Source organism: Arthrobacter sp. P4_F11, from assembly GCF_056401395.1.
The window spans coordinates 170,873-196,453 of the sequence record NZ_JBFUJK010000007.1 but is presented as its reverse complement, the minus strand read 5'-3'; the positions used below and the strand labels follow the sequence as shown (position 1 = coordinate 196,453).

Here is a 25,581-nt window from a genome sequence, read left to right as displayed (position 1 = left end):
GGTGTTCCTACTTCTTTTCGTTCATCGGGATGCGGACGCCGCGTTCCTTGGCGACCTCGACGGCGCGGTCGTAGCCGGCGTCGGCGTGGCGGATGACGCCCATGCCGGGATCGTTGGTCAGGAGGCGCGCGAGCTTTTCCGCGGCGAGATCGGTGCCGTCGGCAACGGAGACCTGGCCGGCGTGGATGGAGCGGCCGATGCCGACCCCGCCCCCGTGGTGGATGGAAACCCAGGTGGCGCCGGAGGCCGTGTTGAGAAGGGCGTTGAGCAGCGGCCAGTCGGCGATCGCGTCGGAGCCGTCGGCCATGGCCTCGGTCTCGCGGTACGGGGAGGCGACGGAGCCGGAGTCGAGGTGGTCGCGGCCGATCACGATGGGCGCCTTGACCTTGCCCTCCTTGACGAGCTGGTTGAACAGCAGGCCGGCCTTGGCGCGTTCGCCATAGCCGAGCCAGCAGATGCGGGCCGGCAGGCCTTCGAACTCGACCCGTTCGGCGGCGGCATCGAGCCAGCGGTGCAGATGCTTGTTCTCGGGGAAGAGCTCTTTGATGGCCTTGTCTGTGACTGCGATGTCCTCGGGGTCGCCGGAGAGGGCCACCCAGCGGAACGGGCCGAGGCCCTCGCAGAACAGCGGCCGGATGTAGGCCGGGACGAAGCCGGGGAATTCGAAGGCGCGGTTGTAGCCGCCCTTGCGAGCCTCGTCACGGATGGAGTTGCCGTAGTCGAAGACCTCGGCGCCGGCGTCCTGGAACTCGACCATGGCCTGGACGTGCTTGGCCATCGAGGCCTGGGCCTTCTTGGTGAAGCCTTCGGGATCGGCCGCGGCCTCGCTGTGCCATTCCTCGACCGTGATGCCCTCGGGCAGGTAGCTCAGGGGGTCGTGCGCGGAGGTCTGGTCCGTGACGATATCGACGGTGAGCTCGCCGGCGTTGTGGCGGCGCAGGATCTCGGGGAAGACCTCGGCGGCGTTGCCGACGTAGCCCACGGACCAGCCGCGGCGCTCTTCCTTGGCCTTCAGGACCTTGGCGATCGCGGCGTCGAGATCAGTTTCGACCTCGTCGAGGTAACGCTTCCCGGCCCGGCGGCGCAGGCGGGTCTCGTCGACGTCGACAATCAGGCAGGCGCCGTCGTTCAGGGTGACGGCGAGCGGCTGGGCGCCGCCCATGCCGCCGCAGCCCCCGGTGAGGGTCAGGGTGCCGGCGAGCGTGCCGTTCTCGTCCCCGGTGAGCTTACGGGCGATCGCGGCGAAGGTCTCGAAGGTGCCCTGCAGGATGCCCTGGGTGCCGATATAGATCCAGGACCCGGCGGTCATCTGGCCGTACATCATCAGGCCCTCGGCCTCGAGCCGGCGGAACTCGGGCCAGTTCGCCCAGTCGCCGACGAGGTTGGAGTTGGCCAGCAGCACGCGCGGTGCCCATTCGTTGGTGCGGAAGACGCCGACCGGCTTGCCGGACTGGACCAGCAGGGTCTCGTCCTTTTCCATGGTTTCCAGGGTGCGGGTGATGGCGTCGAACGCGGCCCAGGACCGGACGGCGCGGCCGGTGCCGCCGTAGACCACCAGGTCATCGGGGCGCTCGGCGACCTCGGGATCGAGGTTGTTCATGAGCATGCGCAGCGGGGCTTCCGTCTGCCAGCTCTTGGCGGTGAGCTCGGTGCCGCGGGCTGCTTTGACCGGGCGGGCACCGGTGGTGAAATCGGCGGGTGCCATGAGGGTCTCCTTTGTCGCTGGATATGTGGCCGGATGATGTCTGTTCGGACGGGTGTCCTGGTGTATCCGGAGGAATGAGGTTCTGTATCAACTAAAGCCCCTTCGCGGCCGCGGAAACAGGCCTGCCGGAGGGGTGCTGTCCGGGATTCCAGACCCTTCCCCTCCCCCGTTGCGCGATCACTTCCGGTTGCTAAAAAGGGCGAATGGGAGCCCTAAGTGACAGCGCAACCGGGGGGTGGGGATAGGGGTGGGATGGGGCAACCGGTCAGGCGGGGCGGCCGTGGATCCGGACCGAGAGCTCGTTGGCGACCTTCTGGACCCGGGCGGCCAGGGCCGGCCACTGATCCGCGGGCAGCTTGTCCTCCAGGAACGTCACGGCGACGGCGGCGGTGGGCCACCCTACGTGGTCGGTCACGGCGGCGGCGATCGAACCGAATCCGGGGGTCACCTCGCCATGTTCGGTGGCGTAGCCGCGCTGGCGGACCTGGTCCAGATGCGAAGACAGCGCGGAGTACTTCATGATGGGCGATTCGGTTTCGTGCCGGGCCGTGAAGGCGGCAGCGTTCGGGTACAGCGCCCGCACCTGCGACTTCGGCAGCGCGGCGAGGATGGCCCGTCCACTGGCGGTCAGATGGCTGGGCAGCCGGACGCCGACGTCGGTCACCAGGGACGGCCGGTTCTTGGCCCGCTCCTCCACGATGTAGAGCACGTCGCGGCCGTGCAGCACCGCCAGGTGCGCGCTTTCGCCGATCACGTCCACGAGCGAGGCGAGCATTGGCCGGCCCAGCCGGGACAGCGGCTCCTGCCGGGAATAGGCCGAGCTGAGCTCGAATGCACTGATGCCCAGGCCGTAGCGCTGCTCCTCGTGCAGGTGCAGCACGAAGCCGTTCGCCTCCATCACCCCGAGCAGGTGGTAGACGCTGGAGCGCGGCAGTCCCAGCGCGGTGGCAATGTTCGACGCCGCCATCGGCCCGCGCCGGGAGGCCAGCAGCTTGAGGATGCGCAGCGTGTTCTCGGCGGCCGGCACCTTCGACGCCGCCTTGGTTCCGGCGGCCCTGTGGACGGCCTTGGGCGCGGGCGTGTCCGGCGCTGCGGACAACGTGGCGGCGGCGGGGCTCACTGCGGTGCTGGTGGGTGGCATTGATCCTCTTCACGGTCGGGCGGTGTCCGGTATCCCGTACTTAAGCATGCGCCCGGCGACGGTCAACCGACAGCCTCCCACAGGAACGGCTGTCTGGAATGCCGGACAAGTGCCACGTTCCGATGGCGGGCCTTCCGCCCCTAGCCCGGGCCGACCCCCGGTGTTCCGATGAACATGGGCGCCGGCTTTCCGGTGCGTGCCCCGCCATCGGACCCCGCCATAGGAGCCGGCCCGTCGCCGGCTGAGCCCGGCCCGTAAGGTCCCGGAGGGAAGGCACAGACGTGAATGCAGCGCTGTCGGGCAGGGTCGCCCTGGTTGCCGGGGCCACCCGGGGCGCGGGGCGCGGCACCGTCGTCGCCCTCGGCGAGGCCGGAGCGGTGGTGTACTGCACCGGGCGCACCACCTCCCGCCACCGTTCCGACTACAACCGGCCCGAGACGATCGAGGAGACGTCCGGGCTTGTCAGCGCCGCGGGCGGCACTGGAATCGCCGTCGAGGTCGATCACCGCCAGACCGCCGAGGTGGAAGCCCTCGTGCAACGGATCGACGCCGAGCAGGGCCGGCTGGACATCCTTGTCAACGACATCTGGGGCGGCGAGGACTTCATCGAATGGAACACTCCGCGCTGGGCCCACGATCTGAATTCCGGGCTGCAGATGCTCCACCTCGGCCTGGACACCCACCTCATTACGAGCCACTTCGCGCTGCCGCTGCTCACCCGCCGCCCCGGCGGCCTGGTGGTGGAGATGACCGACGGCACGCGCGAGTACAACGCAGAGCACTACCGGGTCTCCGTGTTTTACGACCTCGTCAAGACCGCGGTGCTCCGCCTGGCGTTCAGCCAGGCGGAGGAGCTGAGATCCTCCGGCTGCGCGGCGGTGGCGCTGACGCCCGGCTGGATGCGTTCGGAGATGATGCTCGAACACTTTGGCGTCACCGAGGCAAACTGGCGGGAGTCCGCCGGGACGCAACCGCACTTCGCCGCGATCTCGGAAAGCCCGCTGTTCGTCGGGCGTGCGGTCGCGGCCCTGGCGGCGGATCCCAATGTGCTCGGCCGCACGGGCGGCTCGTATTCGTCCGGCGCGCTGGCCCGCGAGTACGGCTTCACCGACACCGACGGCTCGCAGCCGGACTGTTGGAGGTACCTCGTTGAGGTCCAGGAAGCAGGACTCGACGCCGATGCCGCCGGATACCGCTGACATCCGCCCCTTCCTGGTCACGGACAACCGGCGGCAGGACGGACTACGATCGGTTCATGAAGCACACGTGGGAAGCTTCCGCGGACGGCATCATGGCTCTTCCGTCCGGCCGGCTCGTTCGTGGCCGCGGCCTGCACTACCCCCTTCCGGCCGGGCCGTTTCCCGAGTTCGGCGTGTATTTGCTGGGCAAGCAGCCGCCGCCCGTGGGGTGGGAGTCCCGATGGGTGCCCTGGCCCGACCTTCGGCTGCCTGTCGACCAGCCGGACGCCCTGGAGGCGTTCCGGGAGGCCTGGCGCCGGGCCGAGGCCGAACGGGTTGAAGTGGCCTGCTGGCGCGGGATCGGCAGGACCGGCACTGCGCTGGCCTGCATCGCGATCCTGGACGGAGTCCCGCCCGGCCAGGCTGTGTCCTACGTCCGCCGCCAGTACCGGCGCCGGACAGTGGAAACCCCGTGGCAGCGGCAGTACGTCGCCCGCTTCCCGGCCGGCACACCGTAGGCGGCGGCTAAGGCCTGACCGCTCCGGCTCAAATAGTGACGACGGCCTGCCCGCGGAGGTGTCCATCACGCAGGTCCCGGATTGCCGCCGGCGCGTCCGCCAGGGCGTAGCTCTTGCCGATGACCGGGGTCACCGCGCCCGCCTCGATGAGCCCGGTCAGGAACCGGAGGTCCTCCGCCCGCTCTGCGGCCATGACGCCCCTGAGCCGCTGGCCGACAAACACGGAGAGCAGCCCGGCGCCGAGCGAGCGTTGAAATCCGCCCGTCAGCCGCCCTCCGCCTTCCCCGCCGACGATCGCGAGCGTGCCCTTCGGCTTGAGCGCCCGCCGCAGGACGGTGAGCGGGCGGTTGCCGGCGGTGTCCACAATGAGGTCGAATTGCCGGGATCCGTCTGCGAAATCGTCATGTGTGTAGTCGATGACGTGGTCCGCGCCGATCGAGCGGACCAGATCGGTTTTCGCGGTGCTGCACACCCCCGTCACCTGCGCCCCGAACGCCTTGGCGAGCTGCACCGCGTACGCGCCGACACCGCCGGCCGCGCCGATGACGAGGACCTCCTGCCCGGCCTGGATCCTGCCGGCGTTCCGGAGCGCCTGCAGGGCAGTGACGGCCGAGATCGGGACGGCGGCGGCCTGTTCGAAGCTGAGGTTTTTCGGCTTCAGCGCGAGCCGGCCTTCCTTTGCGCACGCGTATTCGGCGAAGGATCCCTCACAGGTGCCGTACACCTCATCCCCGGTCCGGAAGCCGACAATATTCCGGCCGACAGCCTCCACCCGGCCGGCCACGGCCCGGCCCCGGATGCGGGTCTTCGGTTTCCTGAGCCCGTAGCCGACCACGCGGGTCAGGTACGGAAGGCCCGTCATGAGGTGCCAGACGCCCTGGTCGACACCGGCTGCCCGGACCCGGATCAGCACATCGTCGTCGCCGGGCACGGGGGCGTCGACGTCGCGCAGTTCCAGCACTTCAACGGAACCGTAAACATCCTGGACGATCGCTTTCATGGTGCTTCTCCTCTGGGTCAGCTCGCCATTCCGTAACCGCAGGCGCCGCGCGACACCTTGAATGTGAAGAAATCCTGACATGTTGTCAAGCTCTTTCGCCGCTCCCCCGCCGGTTGGGGTTCGACGACGCCGGCGACCGGCGCCGCGCGGGGGCGCCGCACAGTCTGAAATCAAAGACACGAAGTTCCCGTGAGACTCCTCACAGCAAGGCCGGACGTGGTCTGCTGGATGGCGATCCCCCTCCCAATGACGAGAAGGTATTCGCATGCAACAAGCCCAAACCGCCACGAAGGCGGCTCCTGCCGAGGCCGGCACCGGCAGCGCTGCCACCGCCGTCGGCGCAGCCGTCGACTCCGTACTCAGCCGGGGACTCAACGTCCGCCACATCCGCTTCATGGCGCTGGGCTCGGCGATCGGCACGGGGCTGTTCTACGGCTCCGCCTCCGCCATCCAGAAGGCCGGGCCCGCCGTCCTGCTGGCCTACATGATCGGCGGCGCCGCGGTCTTCATGGTGATGCGTGCCCTCGGCGAAATGGCGGTGCGGCATCCGGTGTCCGGGTCCTTCGGCCAGTACGCGAGCCGCTACCTGGGACCGCTGGCCGGATTTGTGACGGGCTGGACCTATGTCTTTGAGATGGCGATCGTGGCCATCGCGGATGTCACGGCGTTCAGCATCTACATGGGATTCTGGTTCCCCGGCGTGGAGCGCTGGGTCTGGATCCTGGCCATCATCTTCTTCCTGGCTGCCCTGAACCTGCTCAGCGTCAAGGTGTTCGGCGAGCTGGAATTCTGGTTCTCCCTGATCAAGGTGGCGGCCATCATCGCCATGATCGCGGGCGGGGCTGCGATCATCGTCTTCGGTTTCCAGGCCGGCGGCGCCACCGTGGCACCAGGGCTCGGCAACCTCGTGGATCACGGAGGCCTGTTCCCCAACGGGTTCGAAGGACTCCTTGCCTCCTTCGCCGTGGTGATGTTCGCGTTTGGCGGCGTGGAGACCCTCGGCATCACCGCAGGTGAGGCCGCCGATCCGAAAAAGGTCATCCCCAAGGCCGTCAACACCGTGCCCGTCCGGGTCCTGCTGTTCTATGTGCTGACCCTCGGCGTGCTGATGAGCCTGTTCCCGTGGGACGAAATTGGCAGCAACGGCAGCCCCTTCGTGCAGATCTTCAGCGGCCTGGGCATCCCGGCCGCACCCCACATCCTCAACGCCGTGGTGATCACGGCGGCGCTCTCGGCAGTCAACAGCGACATCTTCGGCGCCGGCCGGATCCTCTTCGGCCTGGCCCGGCAGGGCCACGCACCGGCGAGCTTCGGCAAGGTTTCCCGTCACGGGGTGCCGTGGATGACCGTGGTGATGATGACCGGCATCCTGCTGGTGGGGGTGGTGCTGAACGCCGTGATCCCGGAAGACGTCTTCCTGCTGATCGCCTCGATCGCCACCTTCGCGACCGTGTGGGTCTGGGCCATGATCCTGGCCTCCCATGTCGCCATGAAACGCGAGATCGCCCGCAAGTCCCTGCCGGCGTCGGAGTTCCCGTCACCGTGGTGGCCCGCCGCCTCCATACTGACCATCGCGTTCATGGCCCTGGTGATCGTGATTCTGGGCGCCTTCGAGGACACCCGGGTGGCGCTGTACGTGGGCGCCGTCTGGCTGGGCGTCCTGGTACTTGCTTACCGCCTCTGGGTCCGCGGCCACGGCCGGGCGCGGGCGGAACTGGTCGACGAAACCGCCCAGCTCCCGCAGGTTCCCGCCGGGCGGTGATGGGGGCTCGCACCCAAGGGATTAAGACGCTCCCGGGCGGGCCCTCACGGGGTTAGGATCAGGCATGGTCCCCGCCACCAACCTCTTGGCCTTTGCCCTTGCCGCCCTCGTGCTCATCGCCATCCCGGGGCCCAGCGTGCTGTTCGTGATCGGACGGACGCTGGCCCTGGGACGCAGGGGCGGGCTGTTGAGCGTCATGGGAAACGCGGCGGGAGAGGTGGTGCAGATCGCCGCCGTGGCCCTGGGCGTCGGCGTGGTGCTGGCACAGTCCCTGCTGCTGTTCAGCGTGGTGAAATTCGCCGGCGCCGCCTATCTGGTCTACCTCGGGATCCAGGCGATCCGGCACCGCGGCGGCGGCGCGGCGGCGGCGTCGTCCTCGAACCCGGCCTCGACCGCCCGCGTGCTCCGGGAGGGCTTCATCGTCGGCGCGACCAACCCCAAGTCGATTGTGTTTTTCGTGGCCGTGCTTCCCCAGTTCGTGGACTACTCGGCCGGAGCGATTCCCGTGCAGCTCGCCGCCTTGGGTGCGGTCTTCCTGCTCATTGCCCTGGTCTCGGACAGCACGTGGTCCCTCGCGGCCGGGACGGCCCGGCACTGGTTTGCGCGCTCCCCCCGGCGGATCGCCGCTCTCAGCACCACCGGCGGCGTGATGATGATCGGGCTGGGCGGCACCCTGGCGCTCGTGGGCAACAAGAACTAGCGGATTCCTGTCGCCCAGCAGATGGAAGCGGGCGGCGGCGGGCATGTGGAAGCGTGCGTCTAAGCAGGGCCCACGCCGTCCGGGTTCCTTGGCCGAGCTTGCGAGGCCAGGGAGACGGCGGGGAGGAACGAGCGAGCACGCGGACCATGTCCGTGCCGCCCGCACGGCAGCCCGGCCCGGGCTACCGCGCGGACCAGCCGCCGTCCATCGTGTAGCTGGCGCCGGTGACCATGCCGGCGTCGTCGGATGCCAGCCACGCCACCAGGGACGCCACTTCCTCGGGCTCCACGAGCCGCTTGACCGCTGATTCGGTCAGCATGATCTTGGCGAGCACCTCGGACTCCGGGATGCCGTGAACCTTGGCCTGGTCCGCGATCTGCGATTCAACCAGGGGCGTGCGGACGTAGCCGGGGTTGATGCAGTTGGAGGTGACCCCGTGCGCCCCGCCTTCGAGGGCCGTTACCTTGCTCAGGCCCTCGAGCCCGTGCTTGGCCGAGACGTAGGCGCTCTTGAACGGCGAGGCCCGGAGCCCGTGCACGGAGGACAGGTTGATGATGCGGCCGAAGTTGTTGGCGTACATGTGCGGCAACGCGGCCCGGATCAGCAGGAACGGGGCCTCCAGCATGAGGGTGATGATGCGGCGGAAGTCGGCCGGATCGAACTCCTCGATGGGGCTGATGCGCTGGATTCCGGCGTTGTTCACCAGGATGTCGCAGTCCAGGCTGAGCGTCTGGAGGGATTCGACGTCGAGCAGGTTGACGGCCCACGCGGTGCCGCCGACCTCGTCGGCGAGCGCGGCGGCTGCGGCCTCGTCCATATCCGCGATCACCACCTTGGCCCCGCGCGCAGCCAGGGCCCGGACGCTCGCCGCGCCGATCCCGCCGGCGCCGCCGGTGACCAGGGCCTTGCGTCCGTTCAGCGTGTTTTCCATAACTCAGCCTTCCGTGTCAAAAATTCGATGAGGCGGCCGGCTCCAGCGTGGCTGGAGCCGGCCCAAAACTCAAGCAGCTCAGCGGGTGGCTGCTACGGGCAGGCCTTCGCGTTCGGCGTCGGCCCGGTCCACGTCCTCCAGCGCGATGCCCTTGGTTTCCTTCAGGGTCAGCACTGCGACGGTGGTGATGGCGCAGGCGACCAGCAGGTAGATCGCGGTAGGCAGCCAGGAGCCGGTGTCCTTGAGCCACTGGGTGGCCAGGAGCGGCGCCAGCGAACCGGCGAAGATCGAGGTGACCTGCGAGCCAAGGGAGACCCCGGCGTAGCGCATCCGGGTCGGGAACAGCTCCGACATGAGGGCCGGCTGGCCGGCATACATGAAGGCGTGCAGGCACAGGCCGATCGTGACGGCCAGGACGATGATCACCGGGTTGCGGGTATCGAACATCGGGAAGGCGAAGAACGGCCAGGTGGCACCGGTGACAGCACCGATGAGGTAGACCGGCTTCCGGCCCCAGCTGTCCACGAGGCGCCCGACCTGCGGGATGACCAGGAAGTGGACGACGTGGGCGATCAGCAGGGCCAGCAGCAGCGAGGAGGTGTCGTACTTGTGCACGGACTTCAGGTAGACGATCGCGAAGCTGACCACGAGGTAGTACATGATGTTTTCCGCGAACCGGAGCCCCATGGCCTGCAGGATGCCCTTGGGGTATTTGCGGATGACTTCGCGGACGCCGTAGCTGGCGGACTGATCCTCTTCCAGCTGGGCCTTGGCCTCGAGGAAGATGGGCGATTCGGAGACGTGGGTGCGGATGTAGTAACCGACGAACACGATCACGGCGGAAAGCCAGAACGCCACCCGCCAGCCCCAGCTGAGGAAGTCGGCGGAGCTGAGCACGTTGGACATGATGAACAGGACCAGGGTGGCCAGCAGGTTGCCCACGGGAACGGCGGCCTGGGGCCAGCTGGACCAGAAGCCACGGGACTTGTTGGGGCTGTGCTCGGCGACGAGCAGGACTGCACCGCCCCATTCGCCGCCGAGGGCGAAGCCCTGGATGAAGCGCAGGAGGACCAGCAGCGCCGGCGCCAGGTAGCCGAGGGTGGCGAAGCCCGGGAGGCAGCCCATCAGGAAGGTGGAGACACCGATGATGATGATGGTGAGCTGCAGGGTGGGCTTGCGGCCGAGCTTGTCGCCGATCTGGCCGAAGACAATGCCGCCCAGGGGTCGGGCCACGAAACCGACGGCGTAGGTCAGGAACGCCTGGATGATGCCGTCCAGTTCGTTGCCCGTGGCGGGGAAGAAGTACTTGCCGAACACCAGGGTGGCGGCGGTGGCGTAGAGGAAGAATTCGTACCACTCGACGACGGTTCCCACCATCGATGCGGCGACGATTTTCTTGAGCCCGGAACCCTTGGATGCGGGTGCTGCGGCGGTTGTTGCAGAGCGTTCGTTTACGCTCATCTGATTCTCCTTAGTGTCCACGGTGACACGCGCTGTGACGCACAGCACTGAAATGGCTTCATTGAGTATTGCCGCACATCCACGGCGATTCAATGGCCAAACCAGCACCCGCTATGTGCAGAATTGCAGATATGAACGCCAATCCCGATGACCTGCTGGTCCTGCTCGCGGTCTCCCGTTCGGCTAAATTCACGACGGCGGCACAGACGCTCGGACTGAACCACACCACCGTTTCCCGCCGGATCGCGGCGCTGGAGAAGGCGCTGGGTGGCCGCGTGCTCTCCCGCGCCTCGGGAGGCTGGGAGCTCACCGAACTCGGTGCCGAGGCCGTTCGGGTGGCCGAGCAGGTCGAGAGTGCCGTGCGCACCCTCGAGCAGCCCGGGCACACCCCGGACCCCATCACCGGCGTAGTTCGGATGACCGCGACGGATGGATTCAGCGCCTACATCGCCGCCCCGGCCGTGGCCCGGCTCCGCCGCGACCATCCCGGCCTCAGCGTCGAGATCATCACCGTGACGCGCCGGGCGCTCCAGCAGCGGTCCGGCCTGGACATCGAGGTGGTGGTCGGCGAGCCGCAGGTGCACCGGGCAGAGGCCGCGCGGCTCGGCGAGTACATGCTGGGGATGTACGCCTCCCGCGGCTACCTCGCCGAGTACGGCACCCCGGCCACCGTGGAGGAGCTGACGGCCCACTCACTGGTCTACTTCGTCGATTCGATGCTGCAGGTGGACGATCTGGACGCCCCGCGGCGGCTGGTGCCCACCATGCGGGACGGGCTGAGCTCCACCAACGTCTTCGTCCACGTGGAGGCCACCCGGGCCGGCGCCGGGATTGGGTTCCTGCCCTGTTTCGCGGCCGACCTGCATCCGGACCTCGTCCGGCTCCTGCCGGACGAATTCGCGGAGCTGCTGCCCTACTGGATGGTGCTCCGGCCCGATTCGATGCGCCGGCCGGCGGTGGCCGCGCTCGTGCAGGCGCTGCGGGAGCAGACCGCGGCGCACCGCGATGCCCTGCTGGGACGGGGAGCAGCCCCATCGATTGCTCCGTAGCCGCCTTTATCGTGCCGCAAATATAGTGCCGCAAAAGGGCCGCTACGGAGCAGTCGGCGTCCCTGCGCGGGGCCCGGCCGGGGGCTCGGCGGGCGGCTGAGCGGGAACGGGCGGTTCCGCGGCCGGCTCAGCGGGCACGGGCGACTTCGGGTCATGCCGGACGGCGGCGCCGGCCGCGAACGCCCGCACCTTTTCGTCGTTCCAGATGTGGGCCGGTACCGCACCGCCGAGCAGGCGCCGCGCGAGGCCGGGGTCGTCGTCGAACGGGACATCGCTGCCGGCCATGACCATGTTGCCGAAGCGCCGGCCCTTCAGCATGGCCGGATCCGCGATGATCACGGTGTAGGCAAAGGCGTCGGCGATGGTCGCGGCGTCCTCGCGGGCATTCTTGAGGTCCGGGGCGTCGCCGGAGTTGACTACATATATCCCGCCGGGGGCCAGGACGCGCTTGGCGTGCTCGATGAATTCCCGGGTGGTCAGCGGCCGCGGGGTCAGCGAGCCGGCGAAGACGTCGCGGATGATCAGGTCCCGGGTCTGCGGGGTCAGGCTCTCGGTGACCTCGCGGGCCTCTCCCACGCGCAGGCGCAGCAACGGCGCCTTGGGCAGGTCGAACCAGCCCCGGACGTAGTCGGCGAGCTTGCCGTCCAGCTCCACCACCACCTGGCGGGCGTCCGGGTAGGCGGCGTGGAAATAGCGCGCCAGTGAGCATGCTCCCCCGCCAAGGTGCAGGGCGCGCAGCTTGGGCCCAGGCTCCCGCGGCCAGCGCGACTCCACCAGGGCTGCTATCCAGCGCATGTACTCGAAGTCGAGGAACAACGGGTCCGCGAGGTCAATGTGCGAGCTCATGACGCCGTTGATGCGCAGGAGCCAGCCGGTGGAATTGTCCTGGTCCGGGATCAGCTCGCAGTCCCCGGTATCGATGTAGTACACCCCGGCCAAAGGACCGGCCGGGCGGGAACCCTTGGGCACTTCCACAACACCCGGCCCGGCGGCTTGGACGCCCCGCCCTTTGCCCCGCTTGGCCATCAGCTATCCCCCGCATTGTGCATGTTTCAACCCTAGTTCACCGGCAGCCCCTGACGCGGCCCCGGACGCGGCCAGCCCGCGGGACCAAAGCCCCTACACATTCCCGGGCCGCAGGGTTCTACTGGGGCTGCACATAGTGCCGGGCGAAGGGGTGCGTCCGACGAGCCGGGAGGAAAAATGTCGGCACCCACAGGGCAGCAGGGCGGCACCGTGGCGGTCGGCTACGGCGGATCCGGGGCCGCCCAACTCGCTGTTCGCTGGGCGGCCGAATACGCGGCCGCGGCCGGGCTGGACCTCCTGGTGATCCACGCCTGGGTGTGGCCGGTTTTCACGAAGAACCTGGGCCCTGTCAAGGGCGTGGCCGGCAGCGGGCTGCGGCATTCCGCGGAAGCCGTCCTCGCCGAGGGCATCGAGCTGGCACGCGGCGCCGCACGCGAAGCGGCCGCTGGCGCACCGCTGGGGGCCGAGCGCGCCGTTACCGGGCAACAGCCGGAACGTCCGGGCCCCGCCGTCGACGGCGTCATGGAGGCCGGGCTCCCGGCGCCCGTGCTGCGCGACGCCTCCCGGGACGCACGGCTGCTGGTAGTGGGCAGCCGGGGCCTCGGCGCCGTCCTGGGCCAGGTGGCCGGCTCGGTCTGCGTCGATCTGGCCGGCTCGGCACCCTGCCCGGTGATGATAATCCGGCGCCCGCGCCGCCGGGCCCACCCCGTTGTCGTGGGAGTCGACGCCTCGCCCCGCAGCCCCGCCACGGTGGCCGAGGCCATCCGGTTGGCCAAAGTCCTCGGCGCCCCGCTGCACCTCGTCCACGTCGATCCATTGCGCGGCGGGGCACGGGAAGAGCACGGCCGCCATGCCCTGCTCCACGGCCAGGATCTGCTCGAGCGCGCCATCGACGAGGCCCGCGGGATGGCGCCCGGGCTGGAGGTTGCCGGCGTCCTGCGTGAGGGCCATGCGGCCCGGGAGCTCCTCGACGCCGCGGACGACGCCGACGTGCTGGTGCTCGGGACCCACAACCCTGCGGCCGGAGCCGGCAACACGGTCTCCGCCGTGCTGCACAAGGCGCGCTGCAACGTGCTAGTCACCCGCTAGCCGCCGCCAGCGCAACCGATTCGGACCTGCAGACGCTGCAAGAAGGAGGCCGCGGTGCGAGCATGGCAAGTTGGACTTCCGGGCCCCATGTCCACCGGCCCCCTCGTGGCAGCCGACCGCCCGGATCCTGTGCCGGGACGCGGCGAAGTCCTGCTGAAAGTGCGGGTCTGCGGTGTGTGCCGCACGGACTTGCACCTGGCCGAGGGCGACCTCACGCCGCGCCATGCCGGGGTCATCCCGGGCCACGAGGTAGTGGGTGAGGTGATCGGGCAGGGACCGGGGGCCGCCAGGTTCGGCATCGGCGAACGGGTGGGCGTGGCCTGGCTGGGCGGCACCTGTGGCGCCTGCCGGTTCTGCCTGCGCGGCCAGGAAAACCTCTGCCTGTCCCCCACGTTTACCGGCTGGGACCGCGACGGCGGGTACGCCGAGCTCATCACCGTGGCGGAGAACTTCGCCTACCGGATCCCGGAGACGTTCAGCGATGAGGAGGCTGCGCCGCTCCTGTGCGCAGGCATCATCGGCTACCGGGCCCTGACCCGGGCCGAACTGCCGATCGGCGGACGGCTGGGCATCTATGGGTTCGGCGGCTCCGCGCATCTGGCGGCCCAAATCGCCCTTTACCGGGGTGCGCGCGTGTACGTCATGACCCGGTCCGCGCAGGCTCGCGCGCTGGCCCTGGACCTGGGCGCGACGTTCGCGGGCGGGGCCGAGGAACAACCGCCCGATCCCCTGGATGCCGCGATCCTCTTCGCCCCCGCGGGCGGGCTGGTGCCGGTTGCGCTCCGGGCCCTGGACCGCGGCGGGACGCTCGCCGTCGCGGGCATCCACCTGAGCGATATTCCGTCGCTGCACTACGCCGACGAGCTCTTCGAAGAGCGCCAGTTGCGCAGTGTCACAGCCAACACCAGGGCCGACGGCGAGGAGTTCTTCCGGCTCGCCGCCGAGATCCCGCTCCGCCCGACCACTGTGCCGTACCCGTTCGAGGCCGCGGACCGGGCCCTGCGGGACCTGGCGGAGGACCGGATCACCGGAGCAGCCGTGCTGCACATGGACGCGACATAGCCCGGAACCACCCCAAGCAAGTCACCGCACCGACGCCAGGGACACGCCAGCGCGGCGGCAGCTGTGGGCGACTCCGTCATGGCCCAGTCCTACCGGCGGTCGCTGCGGAGTAACAGCGGCCTTTGGCCCGGCCGCGCTCAGCCCAGGACTGCATCGAGGGTGGTGAAGCCGTAGCCGGCCTGGCGGATGCGGCTGATGACCTGGGGCAGGGCAGCGGCGTCCAGGGTGGTGCCGTCGTCGGGGTTGGAGCCGATGTGCATCAGGACAATTTCCCCCGGCTGCAGGCCCGACAGGACGCGGTCCGCCACGACCTGCGCCGTCACTCCGCCGCTGGTGCCTTTCCAGCCCAGGGTGTCGACGCTCCAGCGGACGGGAAGGTAGCCGAGGTTGTTGACGGTGGCGATGGTCCTGGCATCGCGGTCGCCGAAGGGAAACCGGAAGAGCGGCCGCGGGTCAGCCCCGGCCGTCCGGATGGCCTCTTCGGCCGACCGGACCTGGTCCTTGATGCCGACGTCGGGCAGCCCGGTGAATGCCGGATGCGTCATGGAATGGTTGCCCACCCGGTGCCCGCCGGCGACGATCGCCGCCACTCCTCCGGGGTTCGCGGCAGCCCAGCTGCCGGTAAGGAAGAACGTGGCCCGCACGTCCGCGGCGGCGAGACTCTGCAGGATGCTCGGCAGTCCGGCAGCGTTGGCGCCGGCGTCGAAGGTCAGGGCCACTACGGTTCCGGCGCCCGGGATGCTCTCGACGTCGTGGCCGGCGAGCGCGGCGGGGAACCGCGCCGCGGGGGGCACCGCAGGCGGCACGGGAGCGGCTTCGGTTGGTTCTGGTGCCGGCGGCGGGACGGGAACCGGCACGGCCGGCGCAGGCAGGCTGGTGCCCGGGGGCGGCGATGCCGCGGTCGTCAAGGCAGGGGTCTGTGTCTCGGAGGCGGAGGCAGTTGCGGGGATGGAGGCAGTTGCGGAGGCGGATCCGGATGCCGTCGCGGTGACAGGCGTAAATGCGGGCGGGAACGCCGTCGGCGTCCCCGGCAACAGCAGGACCGCGACGCCGGCGGCGAGCAGCCCGAGCGCAGCCACGACGGCCGCGATCATCATCAGCCGGCGCCGGCCGCCGCTAATCATGGACCGCATGGTTCACTGTGGCCCCACCGGTCACGGCCGGTCCAGTGCTGAAAGGCCCGCGCGGCCTTGTCGCAGCGTAGGAGGACGCCGGAATCAAGCCGGAATCAAGCTGGAATCAGGCCGTCCGCACGGTACCGGTCGAACAGCTGCAGGAAGGCGTCTTCCGTGCGGCGGTACCCGGTGAAACCGGCGAGCCGGCTCTTGCTCATGTCCGTGACCACCTCGAGGTTCCGGCCCAGGTCGCCGTCCGTGTGCCACCAGGAGGCGACCTGCGCGAGGTCGGGTTCGGCCAGCCCATGGCGGGCGGCGATGCCCGACCACACGCCTTCCATGCCGCTCATTTGCTGCTCCAATGGCCGCGGTTCGTTGCTGTAACCCACCGGCTCGACCCCGAAGTAGTCGGCCAGCGCAGGCCACATGCGCCGCCAGCGGAAGACATCGCCGTTGACGATGTTGTAGGCCTGGTCGCCAACGTTGTCCGCTGTGGCCGCCCAGATCATGTGGTCCGCCAGCAGTCCGCTGTCGGTCATGTCCGTGAGGCTGTTCCACTGCGTCTCGGAGCCCGGGAAGATGAACGGCTGGCCCAGTTCCTTACAGATGGATGCCTGAACGGCGAGGGTGAGCCCCATGTTCATGGCGTTCCCGACCGCATGCCCGATCACCGTATGCGCCCGGTGCACGGACCAGCCAAAGCCCTGCTTCGCGGCCGCAGCCCACAACTCGTCTTCCTGGGCGTAGTAGAAGTTCGGCGTCGGCAGCCTCGGCTCGCTCTCCCGAAAGGGGGTGTCCGGCATTTCCCCGGCCGCATACGCCTCAAACGGGCCCAGATAGTGCTTCAGCCCGGTCATGAGGGCGACGTGCTTCACAGGCTTGCCGTTGAGGCTGGCGAGGACGTTCCGCAGCATGCCCGCGTTTGTGTCGATGTTCTCTTGTTCGGTCTTCCGCCTGGACCAGGCGGTGTAGAACACATGGGTGGGCGAAACACCTGCCAGGGCCTGGCGCAGGTTCTCCACGGATGTCAGGTCCGCGCTCACATGGCGTACGTCACGGCGGCGGAGGGGATTGCGGGAGAGCCCCACCACGTCCCAGCCCTCCTCGGCGAGCCTGTCCACCAGGGCGGATCCGGCAATTCCGCTTGCCCCCACCACCAGGGCGGTCCGGGTGTCGACGGTCTCTGAACTGCTTCGCACGTCATTCCTCCTGGCATCGCTTGTGCTGCGCCGCGCCCATTGCATGTATCGGGTCCCTGCGCGCCGGCCCGCTTGATCGGGACGGCTGCTCGTCCAGCCTCTCATGCCGGGGTCCGGGGACGGTCCGGGAGGCCGTCCCGGCAAGCCGGTCGCGGCCGCGCAGTAGGATTCAGGGAGACGCCAAAACTGATACGAAGCTAAGGCGGAACATCCGTGAAATTCGTACTCCGGTATCCGCTCGTGGCCGGGACCCTCGTCGTCCTGCTGGCCGTGCTGGTCTTGCTGTTCTCCGGGCAGGAAGGCATAGCCCGGGCCGTTGCGAGCGTCTATGCCCTGGCCGTGGCGGCCTACCTCGCCGTCGGGATGGCGCGCCGGCTCGCAGGCGGCCAGTTCGGCATCGACATCCTGGCCGTCACGGCAATCGTCAGCACCGTGCTGGTGGGCGAGTACGTCGCCTCGATGATCGTCGTACTCATGCTCGCGGGCGGCACTGCCCTTGAGGACTACGCCGCCGGCCGGGCCAAGGGCGAACTCACCGCGTTGCTCGAACGCGTCCCGCAGACGGCCCACCGGGAGCGCAACGGCTCCGCCGCCGGAACCCACACAGCCGGAACCCCCGCCGCCGCCGGAACCCCAACGGAGAGCCAACACGAGGACGTGGCGGCCGCCGACGTCGAGATCGGGGACATCCTGCTGGTCAGACCCGGCGAGGTGGTCCCGTTGGACGGCGTCCTGCTCTCCGAGACCGGCTCTTTCGATGAGTCCTCGCTCACCGGGGAGAGCCTGCCGGTGGAGCGGTCCGCCGGGGACGGGCTCATGAGCGGTTCGCTGAACGGTGAGGCCGCGGTCCGGATGCGGGTCACGGCGCGCATGGAGGATTCGCAGTACAGCCGGATCGTCGCCCTCGTGCAGGAGGCGGCGGACAGCAAGGCGCCCATGGTCCGGCTCGCCGACCGCTATGCCGTGCCGTTCACGGCCCTCGCGTACGTGCTCGGCGCCGTGGGCTGGATCATCAGCGGCAGCCCGGAACGCTTCGCCGAGGTCCTCGTGGTGGCCACGCCGTGCCCCCTGCTGATCGCAGCGCCGGTGGCGTTCCTCGGCGGCATGAGCCGCGCCGCGCACTCCGGTGTCATCGTCAAGTACGCCGGGGTGCTGGAACAGCTGAGCCGGATCAAAACGGCCGCCTTCGACAAGACAGGGACCCTCACGTACGGCCGCCCGTCCCTGCTGCGTATCCGGACCGCCGGGCCCCTCGCAGAGGACGAGGTCCTGCAGTTGGCGGCGTCCGCGGAACAGTATTCCTCGCATGTCCTGGCCGCCTCGGTGATGGAGGCCGCCCGGAACCGGGCCCTGCCCTTCGCGGCCGCCACCGAAGCCACCGAATTCGCCACCCACGGGGTCCGCGCCAGGTTCGACGGCCAGGACGTGGTGGTGGGCAAGCCCGCGTTCGTCGCAGAGTGGGCGTCCGGCGTGGCGGAGGAGGGGCTGGCCAGCGGCGAGCTCGCCATCTACGTCGGTGCCGGCGGAAAATTCGTGGGCGCCCTGGTGATGAGCGATCCCATCCGCAAAGAGACCCGCCGCACCCTCGCCGACCTCAAGGCCCTGGGCGTACGCCGAACGGTCATGCTGACCGGTGACGCGCTCGCCACGGCCCGGCACATCGCGGACGAGGCAGGGCTCACCGACGTCCGCGCCGAATGCCTGCCGCGGGACAAGGTCGAGGCCGTCAGGTCGCTGCCGGACCGTCCGGTCATGATGGTCGGCGACGGCGTCAACGATGCCCCCGTCCTGGCGGTCGCCGACGTCGGAATCGCCATGGGCGCCCGCGGCTCGACGGCGGCCGGCGAATCGGCCGACGTCGTGATCATCCTCGATGACCTTTCCAAGGTGGGGACCGCCGTCCGGATCGGGCAACGCACCGTGCAGGTGGCCCTGCAGAGCATCTGGATCGGCATCGGCCTGAGCGTGGCCCTCATGCTGGCCGCGGCCGCGGGCTACGTGCCGGCCATCGCCGGCGCCCTGTCCCAGGAACTGGTGGACCTCGCCACGATCCTCAATGCCCTGCGTTCACTCGGCCCCGGCCGCCACGGCGCCGCCAGCCCGGTGCGGTCCCGGGAAAGCGCGCGGCAGGCCCCGCTACCGGGATGACTATTTCCTGGCTGACTCTGTCTCTGCTGCCGCGACGGCTGACTCAGTCTCCGCTTCCGCGATCCGCGGCACGGTCTTGAGGTAGCTGTCCGGGTTCAGGGAGATCGAGTCGATCCCTTCGCGCACCAGGAACGCGGCGAACTCCGGGTGGTTGCTCGGTCCCTGCCCGCAAATGCCGATCTTGATGCCGGCGGCGTGGGCCTTGCGGATGGCCTCGCTGATCATCGCCATCACGGCCTCGTCCCGCTCATCGAAGAGCGCCGCGAGCTGGCCGGAGTCACGGTCCACGCCCAGGACCAGCTGGGTGAGGTCGTTGGAGCCGATCGAGAACCCGTCGAACCGCGTGGCGAACTTCTCGGCCAGGACCACGTTGGAGGGGATTTCGCACATCATGTAGACCTGCAGCCCGTTGCTGCGGCGGACCAAACCATGCTCGGCCATCACGGCCAGGACCTTGTCCGCCTCCTGCGGCGTGCGGCAAAACGGCACCATGACAATCACGTTGGTGAACCCGAGCTTCCCGCGGACACGTTTGAGCGCGGCGCATTCGAGCGCGAACCCCTCGCGGTAACGGGGGTCGTAGTAGCGCGAGGCGCCGCGGAACCCGAGCATGGGATTCTCTTCCGGTTCCTCGAAGGCGCCACCGCCGAGCAGGTGGGCGTATTCGTTGGTCTTGAAGTCGCTGAGCCGGACAATCACGGGGCGCGGGTAATACGGCGCGGCGATCTTGGCGATCCCCAGCGACAGGGCGTCCACGAAGTACTCGGCCGGGTCCGCATAGGCCTGCGCCAGCTCCCGGATCTGGTGCGCCTCGGCCGGATCCGTGACCCGTTCCGGGTGGACAAGCGCCATGGGATGGACGCGGATCAGGCTGCTGATGATGAATTCCATCCGGGCAAGCCCGACGCCGTCCGCCGGCAGCCGCCACCACTGGAAGGCCGCGGCTGGGCTGGCGATGTTGACCATGACGGCCGTGCGCGTCGCAGGCAGCGCGCCGAGGTCCACCTCTTCGGTTTCGAACGCCAGGGTGCCGTCGTAGACCCGGCCCAGATCACCTTCGGCGCAGGAGATCGTCACGGGCCGGCCCTCGGCCAGGACGGCCGTGGCGTTGCCGGTTCCGACGACGGCGGGAACACCCAGCTCCCGGCTGACGATCGCCGCGTGGCTCGTGGGGCCGCCGTGGTCCGTGACGATGCCGGCTGCCCGTTTCATGATGGGCACCCAGTCCGGGTCGGTCATTTCGGTCACGAGGATGGCGCCGTCGCGGAACGCCGCGATGTCCGCCGCGGTCCGGATGACGCAGGCCGTGCCGTGCGCAATCGAGTCGCCGATGGCCGATCCGGTGGCGAGCACGGGCCCCTGTTCCAGCAGGTGGTGGATGGTGAACTGCGGCCCGGTCCGGCGTGACTGGACCGTCTCGGGCCGGGCCTGGACCATGAAGAGTTCCCCGGTCTCGCCGTCGCGGGCCCATTCCATGTCCATGGGCCGGCCGTAGTGGTTTTCGACCGTGACGGCCCAGCGGGCGAGGGCGAGGATCTCGGCGTCGCCCAGCACGAAGGCCCGGCGCTCGGCCTCCGAGGTGTCCACCATCCGGGTGCGGGCGCTCCCGCCGCGGCTGTAGACCATTTTCCGGGCCTTGGAGCCGAGCGATTTCTCGATGATCGGGGTGATGCCCTCCGCGGCCGCGGACTCTGTCAGGAGCGGCTTGAAGACCAGGTACTTGTCCGGATTGATGGTGCCCTGGACGACGGTTTCGCCAAGGCCCCAGGCCGCGCTGATAACGGCGGCGCGGGGAAAGCCCGAGTCGGTATCGATGGAGAACATCACCCCGGAGGCGCCGACGTCGGAGCGCACCATCCGCTGGACGCCGATCGAGAGGGCGACGTCCATGTGGTCGAAGCCCTTGACCTCGCGGTAGCTGATGGCCCGGTCCGTGAAGAGTGAGGCGTAACAGCGGCGGCAGGCGTCCAGCAGTTCCCGCTCACCCGCGATGTTCAGGAAGGTCTCCTGCTGCCCGGCGAAGCTCGCGTCCGGGAGGTCCTCCGCCGTCGCGCTGCTGCGCACGGCCACGGCGAGCCGGTCCATGCCGGCCCGGTCCCCCAGGGTCCGGTAGTGGGCGCGGATGGCGTCGGCGATGTCGCCGGGGAACTCGCTGGCCAGGAACAGGTCCCGGATGGCGTCTCCGGTGGCGCGCAGTGTGGCGTCCCCGGCCCGGTAGGCGGCAATGCGCGATCGCATGGCGGCGTCGATCCCGTTGGCCGCGACGAACGAGCGGTACGCGGCGGCTGTGGTGGCGAACCCGTCAGGGACCCGTATCCCCTCGCCTTGGAGGGTCCGGATGAGCTCGCCGAGCGAGGCGTTCTTCCCGCCGACCAGCGGGACGTCGGCCATGCCGATCTCGTCAAACCACATCACGGGCGATTCAGCCATCACAGCACTCCTGTGGATTGTCGGTGGACCCATACTGCGCGGGATCGGTGTTCCTGGGTCAGGGGCTTTGGACCCGCGCGCCCCCTCCGGCTACTGTGCCGGCTGCCCCGGGCCGCCGCCGTCGAAATCGCCGGACACCTGCGGGATCGCCGGAACTATACGGCGATGTCGGGCGGATCCGGCGAACTCGAGGGTGCGGGGTCGCGCGGGGTGCGGGGGGTGCCGGGTCGCGCGCATCCGGCGAACTCGCGGCTAGGGGGCGGCGTCACGTGCGTTAGTCTTCGGCGGCGCTGATCCCGAACTCGCTCTTGAGCCGCACGCGGGCACCGCGCTCAACCAGTGTGGGTATGTAGGTCCGGATCCGGCCTGCGTTCAGGGCATCGAATTCCTCGCCGACGATCCCGGCGATGTGCATCCGCGGTACGTGCGGAAACCTGGCAGCCAGACGCTCGACAACCTGATCAATGCTGGGTTCTTTCGCATCGTCCGTCACTTCTTCAGTGTGGAGCGGCCGGGTCCCGGCGTCAATGAATCTTCAGCCGGCAGGCGGCAGCAGGTGGCCCAGGCTCCGCAGGTAGGTGCCAAAGCCGTGGGGCGCCCGGGCATGGGTCCGGCCGGAGGTCATGACCCTGATGCTGTCCGTTGCGGTGACCGTAAAGGCGCGGCTGCGGAGGCTGTGCACCAGGGTCCGGTCTTCTTCGGACGTGACCCGGGCGAACCCTCCGGCGGCAAGATAGGCGGAAGCCCGGACCCCGAAATTCGCGCCATAGATATGGGGGTGGTCCTCGCGGAAGGGGTGGCGTTCGTGCCAGCGCCGGAGCAGCTCAGGGTCCATCCCGGCGGGGTCCGGTTCCACGGAACCCAGCACGGCGTCGGCCCCGGCCTCGGCGAACGCCAGCTGGTGCACCAGCCAGTTCTCCGGCACGCGGGAATCGGCGTCGGTGTTGGCCAGCCAGGTCCGACCGGCCCAGGGCGGCGGCGTCCAGCGCTGGCCGGGCGGCCGCCGCCGGGTCACGCCGATGCCGGAGGCCCGGACGCCAGCGGCCCGGCTGGCGCCGGCGCTGCGGTAGCTGACCGCCAGTGCGCTGAAACGCGGGTCCGAGGCTGCGAAGCCGGCCATGACGGCGGCGGAGCCGTCCGTGCAGCTGTCCAGTACCACCGTCACCCGGGTCTCGACGTCGGACCGGACCCTGTGCAGGGCGTCCGCGGATCGCTGGACGGCCTCCAACGCCAGTTCCAGGTGGTCTTCCTCGTTGTTTGCGGGCATGACGACGGCGACCCGGTCGATGCGGTGCCCGCGCGGCAACGGCAGCGCCGTCATCGGGGTCACCGCATCCGTTCCGGGCCGCCCAGGCCCGGCACGGCACCCGGTACAGCGTCCGGGGCAAGGAACACCTCGAGCACAAAGTCGCGCTCCTGGTAAGTCCCGCTGCCGGCCCAGCCCAGGTGCCGCCGGGCCGCGGCGTGGACCGCGTCGCCGTCGAGTTCCCAGCCGGAAATGGGGTGCCGCCAGTGGCACAGCGCGAGGGTCCCGCCAGGCATGAGCGAGCCTTGAATCCGGTCGAACAGTCCCGCGAGCTCTGCCGGTGAGAGGTAGTAGCCCACCTCTGAAACCACGATCAGGTCGAACGATCCGTCCGGCCACTCGTTCGGGACGGTCAGGTGTCGCGTCGTCGCCGCGGGCAGGTGCGCGAGCCGCCTGGCGGCACGGTCCAGCGCGGCGCCGCTGGCATCGACGGCGAGGAAGCTTCCGCACCGCGGCGCGAGTTCCACGCTCAGAGTCCCGATGGAGCAGCCGATCTCCAACCCGGACGTGTAGCTGCTGCCGGGCAGCGCGGCGAGCGTGAGGGTGCGTTTGCGCTGTTCGTACCAGCTCGACGTGTACTGCCAGGGGTCCTCCTCCCGGGCGTGGACCGCATCGAACACGCGCTCCGCGTCGCCCGCGGCGAAGGGCCGCCGGGACCCGCCATCCGCCCCGCCGTCGCCGGTGCCGTCCGCATGACCGTCGCCGTGGCCGTCGGCCGGCGCGACCGCGGGGTGCCAGGCAAATGTCTCCCAGGTCCGCGCAAAGTGTGCCAGGAAGGCCGGAGGCAGGAGCACCTCGTCGCCCGGCAGCCCGGAGAGCGGGCGGACCTGGGACACATGTGCCGCCATCGCGGCGGCCTTGGCCTCAAGCTCTGCCGGGCGCAGCGGCAGCCGGAACCAGCCGCGCCATGCGCCGCCGGCCGGGTCGCCGCCGGCATCCGGCGCGCCTGGTGCCGCCCACAGCCAGTACCAGATGGGGTACTCGAGGAGGGCGTGGCCCGCCGCGGCGCTGAGCCCGGCGGCAACGGATCCGAGGACGTCGTGGTCGGTGTGTCCATCAGAGCGGTAAGGCGCCACGAGAACCACCTCGTCCGCGGCGCGACCGCACACGGCCGCCGCCTCCCGGACCGCGTCCCGGACGGCCTTCCGGATCTCTTCCCGGTGCCCGGCGAGGTGACCGTCGGGCAGGCCCAGGCACTGCCACGCCACGTCCCCGGCCCCGTTCCCGACCCCGGAAAGGCGTTTCAGGGCATCGCCGAACTCCTGCAGCCGTACCGCCGCGAGCTGTTCCGGCGTCGTCGTTGGCGAGCCGGGGTGGGATCCTTCCCCCGCCGTGCACAGCAGCACCCGGACCGTGGCACCGACGGCGTGCAGCCGGGCCAGCAGCCCGCCGGCCCCGAGCGACTCGTCGTCCGGGTGCGCGGCCAGGACAACGAAGGCCCGGCCGGCGAGCGCCGCGTCATCCAGCGGCAGGTCCGGCAGCCCGGCGGCACGGCTGCCGGCCCAGGCGGCCTCGGTGGTCCCGGCGTCGTTGTGGGTGAAGGTCACCATGGGTTGCTTTCGGCCAGCGCCAGGGCGCCCAGCTGCGCGTCGTCGCGCATCGCGTGGTGCTGGCGGATGTACAGGGCGAGATCGGCCATCCGTTTTCCGTAGCGCTCGTCAAAGGCGAGCGGGGCCGGACCGAGATTTTGGCTCACGAGCGTCTGGACGCGTTCGACGGCGGCGGCCACGCTGCCGCGCACGCGCAGGGCTTCCTGCCACGCACCGCGGTCCGAGAGTTCGCCGGCGTCGATCCTCGCGGCCGTGCCGGCCAGGTAGGCGGTCAGGGCGGCCAGCGTTCGGTCAATCTCGCCGAGGTGGGCCAGTGCAATCTGGTCCGGTTCCCGTCCGCCGTCGGCGGCGTGCCGCAGGGAGTCGGCGAAGCTGCGCGCCACGGCGACGGCGCCGCCGAGCCAGCAGGCGGCCACGCCCATGCCGCCCCACGCGAAACCCGGGCGCTGATAGTACCAGCCGGCGCCGCCGAGGGGCACGGCGGAAACGGCCTCGAAGTGGACTGTGCCGCTGGGAATCTCGCGCAGCCCCCGGCTGGTCCACTCCGGATTCGCGAAGCCCACCCCGTTCGCGTGGAGGTCGACGGCGAAGGCGGCCCGGCCGCCGGCCTCCAGATGGGCCGTCAGCACGGCATGGTCCAGCTGGGCGGCGAGCGAGCACCAGGGCTTGGATCCCTGCAGGATCCAGCCATCTGCGGCTTCCTTGGCTTCGAGCCGCAGGCCGGGCACCTCGGCGGCGAACACACCCCAGGTCCCCTCGAAGTCGGCATCGTCCGGGTCCGGGCAGTCCCGGCCGTGCCGTGCCGCCTCATCGCCGGCTTGGGCCAGGATCGCCACGGCATCCAGGTGTGGTTCCAGCACCCGTCCGGCGGCGACATCGACGGCGGTCGCGGAGGCCAGAATCTCCCACAGGAACGCGGTCCGGCCGTCCCCTGGTTTGGGCGCCGCCGCCGCGGCCGCCTTGGCCAGCTCCAGCAGCGCCGGCACATCGCCGACGGCGTCCTGCGCCTCGGACAGCAGGGGGCTGATCGTCTCCAGCTCCGCGGCCGCGGAGCTGATCCGGACAGGTAGGGGGTGGTGCGAGATGGGGATCCCGTTCATTTCGGCGGCCTGTGTTCCTTCGGGCTGGGCGGATCGGGCTGGGCGGATCGGGCTGGGCGGATCGGGCTGGGCCCGGCCACGTGGCTGAAGTCCTGCGCGTCCGCGGCCGCG

Annotated in this window: 21 protein-coding genes; 8 read left to right on the top strand and 13 right to left on the bottom strand. The window is 69.8% G+C overall.

The genetic code is table 11. The features are described from left to right. Nucleotides 1–7 precede the first annotated feature (7 nt). Nucleotides 8–1,705, bottom strand: a complete 1,698-nt coding sequence (gene hutU, locus AC1DRO_RS10205) for a urocanate hydratase (protein ID WP_243181347.1) — start codon at nt 1,703–1,705, stop codon at nt 8–10. 265 nt (nt 1,706–1,970) lie between these two features. After that, nucleotides 1,971–2,846, bottom strand: a complete 876-nt coding sequence (locus AC1DRO_RS10200; RefSeq protein ID WP_476950722.1) for an IclR family transcriptional regulator — start codon at nt 2,844–2,846, stop codon at nt 1,971–1,973. 281 nt (nt 2,847–3,127) lie between these two features. On the opposite strand from AC1DRO_RS10200, the gene AC1DRO_RS10195 reads away from it, so the two are divergent. Both AC1DRO_RS10195 and AC1DRO_RS10190 read left to right on the top strand, forming a co-directional pair. Further along, a complete protein-coding gene (locus tag AC1DRO_RS10195) occupies nt 3,128–4,045 on the top strand; it encodes an SDR family oxidoreductase (protein WP_476950721.1) in 918 nt (305 codons plus the stop codon). 56 nt (nt 4,046–4,101) lie between these two features. Next, complete coding sequence (locus tag AC1DRO_RS10190) at nt 4,102–4,542, top strand: protein-tyrosine phosphatase family protein (RefSeq protein WP_028277136.1); 441 nt, start codon at nt 4,102–4,104, stop codon at nt 4,540–4,542. Nucleotides 4,543–4,570: 28 nt separating this feature from the next. Here AC1DRO_RS10190 and AC1DRO_RS10185 read toward each other — a convergent pair whose 3' ends face one another. Next, nucleotides 4,571–5,542, bottom strand: coding sequence for an NAD(P)-dependent alcohol dehydrogenase (locus AC1DRO_RS10185; protein ID WP_459383657.1), 972 nt, complete (start codon nt 5,540–5,542; stop codon nt 4,571–4,573). Nucleotides 5,543–5,807: 265 nt separating this feature from the next. On the opposite strand from AC1DRO_RS10185, the gene AC1DRO_RS10180 reads away from it, so the two are divergent. Then, nucleotides 5,808–7,304 carry an amino acid permease gene (locus AC1DRO_RS10180; RefSeq protein ID WP_476950720.1) on the top strand — a complete coding sequence of 499 codons (1,497 nt, stop codon included), beginning with the start codon at nt 5,808–5,810 and terminating at the stop codon, nt 7,302–7,304. Nucleotides 7,305–7,368: 64 nt separating this feature from the next. Further along, on the top strand, nt 7,369–8,004 hold the full coding sequence (locus AC1DRO_RS10175) for a LysE family translocator (RefSeq protein ID WP_476950719.1): 636 nt from the start codon (nt 7,369–7,371) through the stop codon (nt 8,002–8,004). A gap of 181 nt (nt 8,005–8,185) precedes the next feature. Here the strand turns inward: AC1DRO_RS10175 and AC1DRO_RS10170 are convergent, their stop codons facing one another. Together AC1DRO_RS10170 and AC1DRO_RS10165 are read right to left on the bottom strand one after the other, a co-directional pair. After that, nucleotides 8,186–8,935, bottom strand: coding sequence for a 3-hydroxybutyrate dehydrogenase (locus AC1DRO_RS10170; protein ID WP_028277131.1), 750 nt, complete (start codon nt 8,933–8,935; stop codon nt 8,186–8,188). 78 nt (nt 8,936–9,013) lie between these two features. Beyond that, nucleotides 9,014–10,396 (bottom strand): MFS transporter, encoded by a 1,383-nt coding sequence (locus AC1DRO_RS10165; RefSeq protein WP_028277130.1) that lies wholly within the window; start codon nt 10,394–10,396, stop codon nt 9,014–9,016. Nucleotides 10,397–10,527: 131 nt separating this feature from the next. Here AC1DRO_RS10165 and AC1DRO_RS10160 point away from each other — a divergent pair, with 131 nt between their 5' ends. Beyond that, nucleotides 10,528–11,445, top strand: coding sequence for a LysR family transcriptional regulator (locus tag AC1DRO_RS10160; protein ID WP_476849839.1), 918 nt, complete (start codon nt 10,528–10,530; stop codon nt 11,443–11,445). A gap of 42 nt (nt 11,446–11,487) precedes the next feature. Here the strand turns inward: AC1DRO_RS10160 and AC1DRO_RS10155 are convergent, their stop codons facing one another. Next, entirely contained in the window at nt 11,488–12,471 is a 984-nt protein-coding gene (locus AC1DRO_RS10155) for a spermidine synthase (protein ID WP_476950718.1), read from the bottom strand. Nucleotides 12,472–12,648: 177 nt separating this feature from the next. Here AC1DRO_RS10155 and AC1DRO_RS10150 point away from each other — a divergent pair, with 177 nt between their 5' ends. Both AC1DRO_RS10150 and AC1DRO_RS10145 read left to right on the top strand, forming a co-directional pair. Further along, complete coding sequence (locus AC1DRO_RS10150; protein WP_476950717.1) at nt 12,649–13,560, top strand: universal stress protein; 912 nt, start codon at nt 12,649–12,651, stop codon at nt 13,558–13,560. 54 nt (nt 13,561–13,614) lie between these two features. Continuing rightward, complete coding sequence (locus AC1DRO_RS10145) at nt 13,615–14,622, top strand: zinc-dependent alcohol dehydrogenase family protein (protein WP_476950716.1); 1,008 nt, start codon at nt 13,615–13,617, stop codon at nt 14,620–14,622. Between the two features lie 137 nt (nt 14,623–14,759). On the opposite strand, the gene AC1DRO_RS10140 is transcribed toward AC1DRO_RS10145, so the two are convergent. Next, nucleotides 14,760–15,746 carry a polysaccharide deacetylase family protein gene (locus tag AC1DRO_RS10140; protein WP_476950715.1) on the bottom strand — a complete coding sequence of 329 codons (987 nt, stop codon included), beginning with the start codon at nt 15,744–15,746 and terminating at the stop codon, nt 14,760–14,762. 104 nt (nt 15,747–15,850) lie between these two features. Further along, entirely contained in the window at nt 15,851–16,936 is a 1,086-nt protein-coding gene (locus AC1DRO_RS10135; RefSeq protein ID WP_476950714.1) for an SDR family oxidoreductase, read from the bottom strand. 213 nt (nt 16,937–17,149) lie between these two features. Here AC1DRO_RS10135 and AC1DRO_RS10130 point away from each other — a divergent pair, with 213 nt between their 5' ends. Next, nucleotides 17,150–19,084 (top strand): heavy metal translocating P-type ATPase, encoded by a 1,935-nt coding sequence (locus tag AC1DRO_RS10130; protein ID WP_476950713.1) that lies wholly within the window; start codon nt 17,150–17,152, stop codon nt 19,082–19,084. On the opposite strand, the gene ppsA is transcribed toward AC1DRO_RS10130, so the two are convergent. From ppsA to AC1DRO_RS10105, 5 genes are all read right to left on the bottom strand, one after another. Then, the gene (gene ppsA / locus AC1DRO_RS10125) at nt 19,085–21,514 is read right to left on the bottom strand and encodes a phosphoenolpyruvate synthase (RefSeq protein WP_476950712.1); all 2,430 of its coding nucleotides are present in this window, start codon (nt 21,512–21,514) and stop codon (nt 19,085–19,087) included. Nucleotides 21,515–21,788: 274 nt separating this feature from the next. Continuing rightward, nucleotides 21,789–22,007, bottom strand: a complete 219-nt coding sequence (locus AC1DRO_RS10120; protein WP_028277122.1) for a three-helix bundle dimerization domain-containing protein — start codon at nt 22,005–22,007, stop codon at nt 21,789–21,791. Nucleotides 22,008–22,049: 42 nt separating this feature from the next. Then, a complete protein-coding gene (locus AC1DRO_RS10115) occupies nt 22,050–22,835 on the bottom strand; it encodes a glycosyltransferase family 2 protein (protein ID WP_476950766.1) in 786 nt (261 codons plus the stop codon). Between the two features lie 5 nt (nt 22,836–22,840). Next, nucleotides 22,841–24,370 carry a PIG-L family deacetylase gene (locus tag AC1DRO_RS10110; RefSeq protein ID WP_476950711.1) on the bottom strand — a complete coding sequence of 510 codons (1,530 nt, stop codon included), beginning with the start codon at nt 24,368–24,370 and terminating at the stop codon, nt 22,841–22,843. Then, entirely contained in the window at nt 24,364–25,470 is a 1,107-nt protein-coding gene (locus AC1DRO_RS10105) for an acyl-CoA dehydrogenase family protein (protein ID WP_476950710.1), read from the bottom strand. The genes AC1DRO_RS10110 and AC1DRO_RS10105 overlap by 7 nt, the downstream gene beginning before the upstream one ends. Nucleotides 25,471–25,581 lie beyond the last annotated feature (111 nt).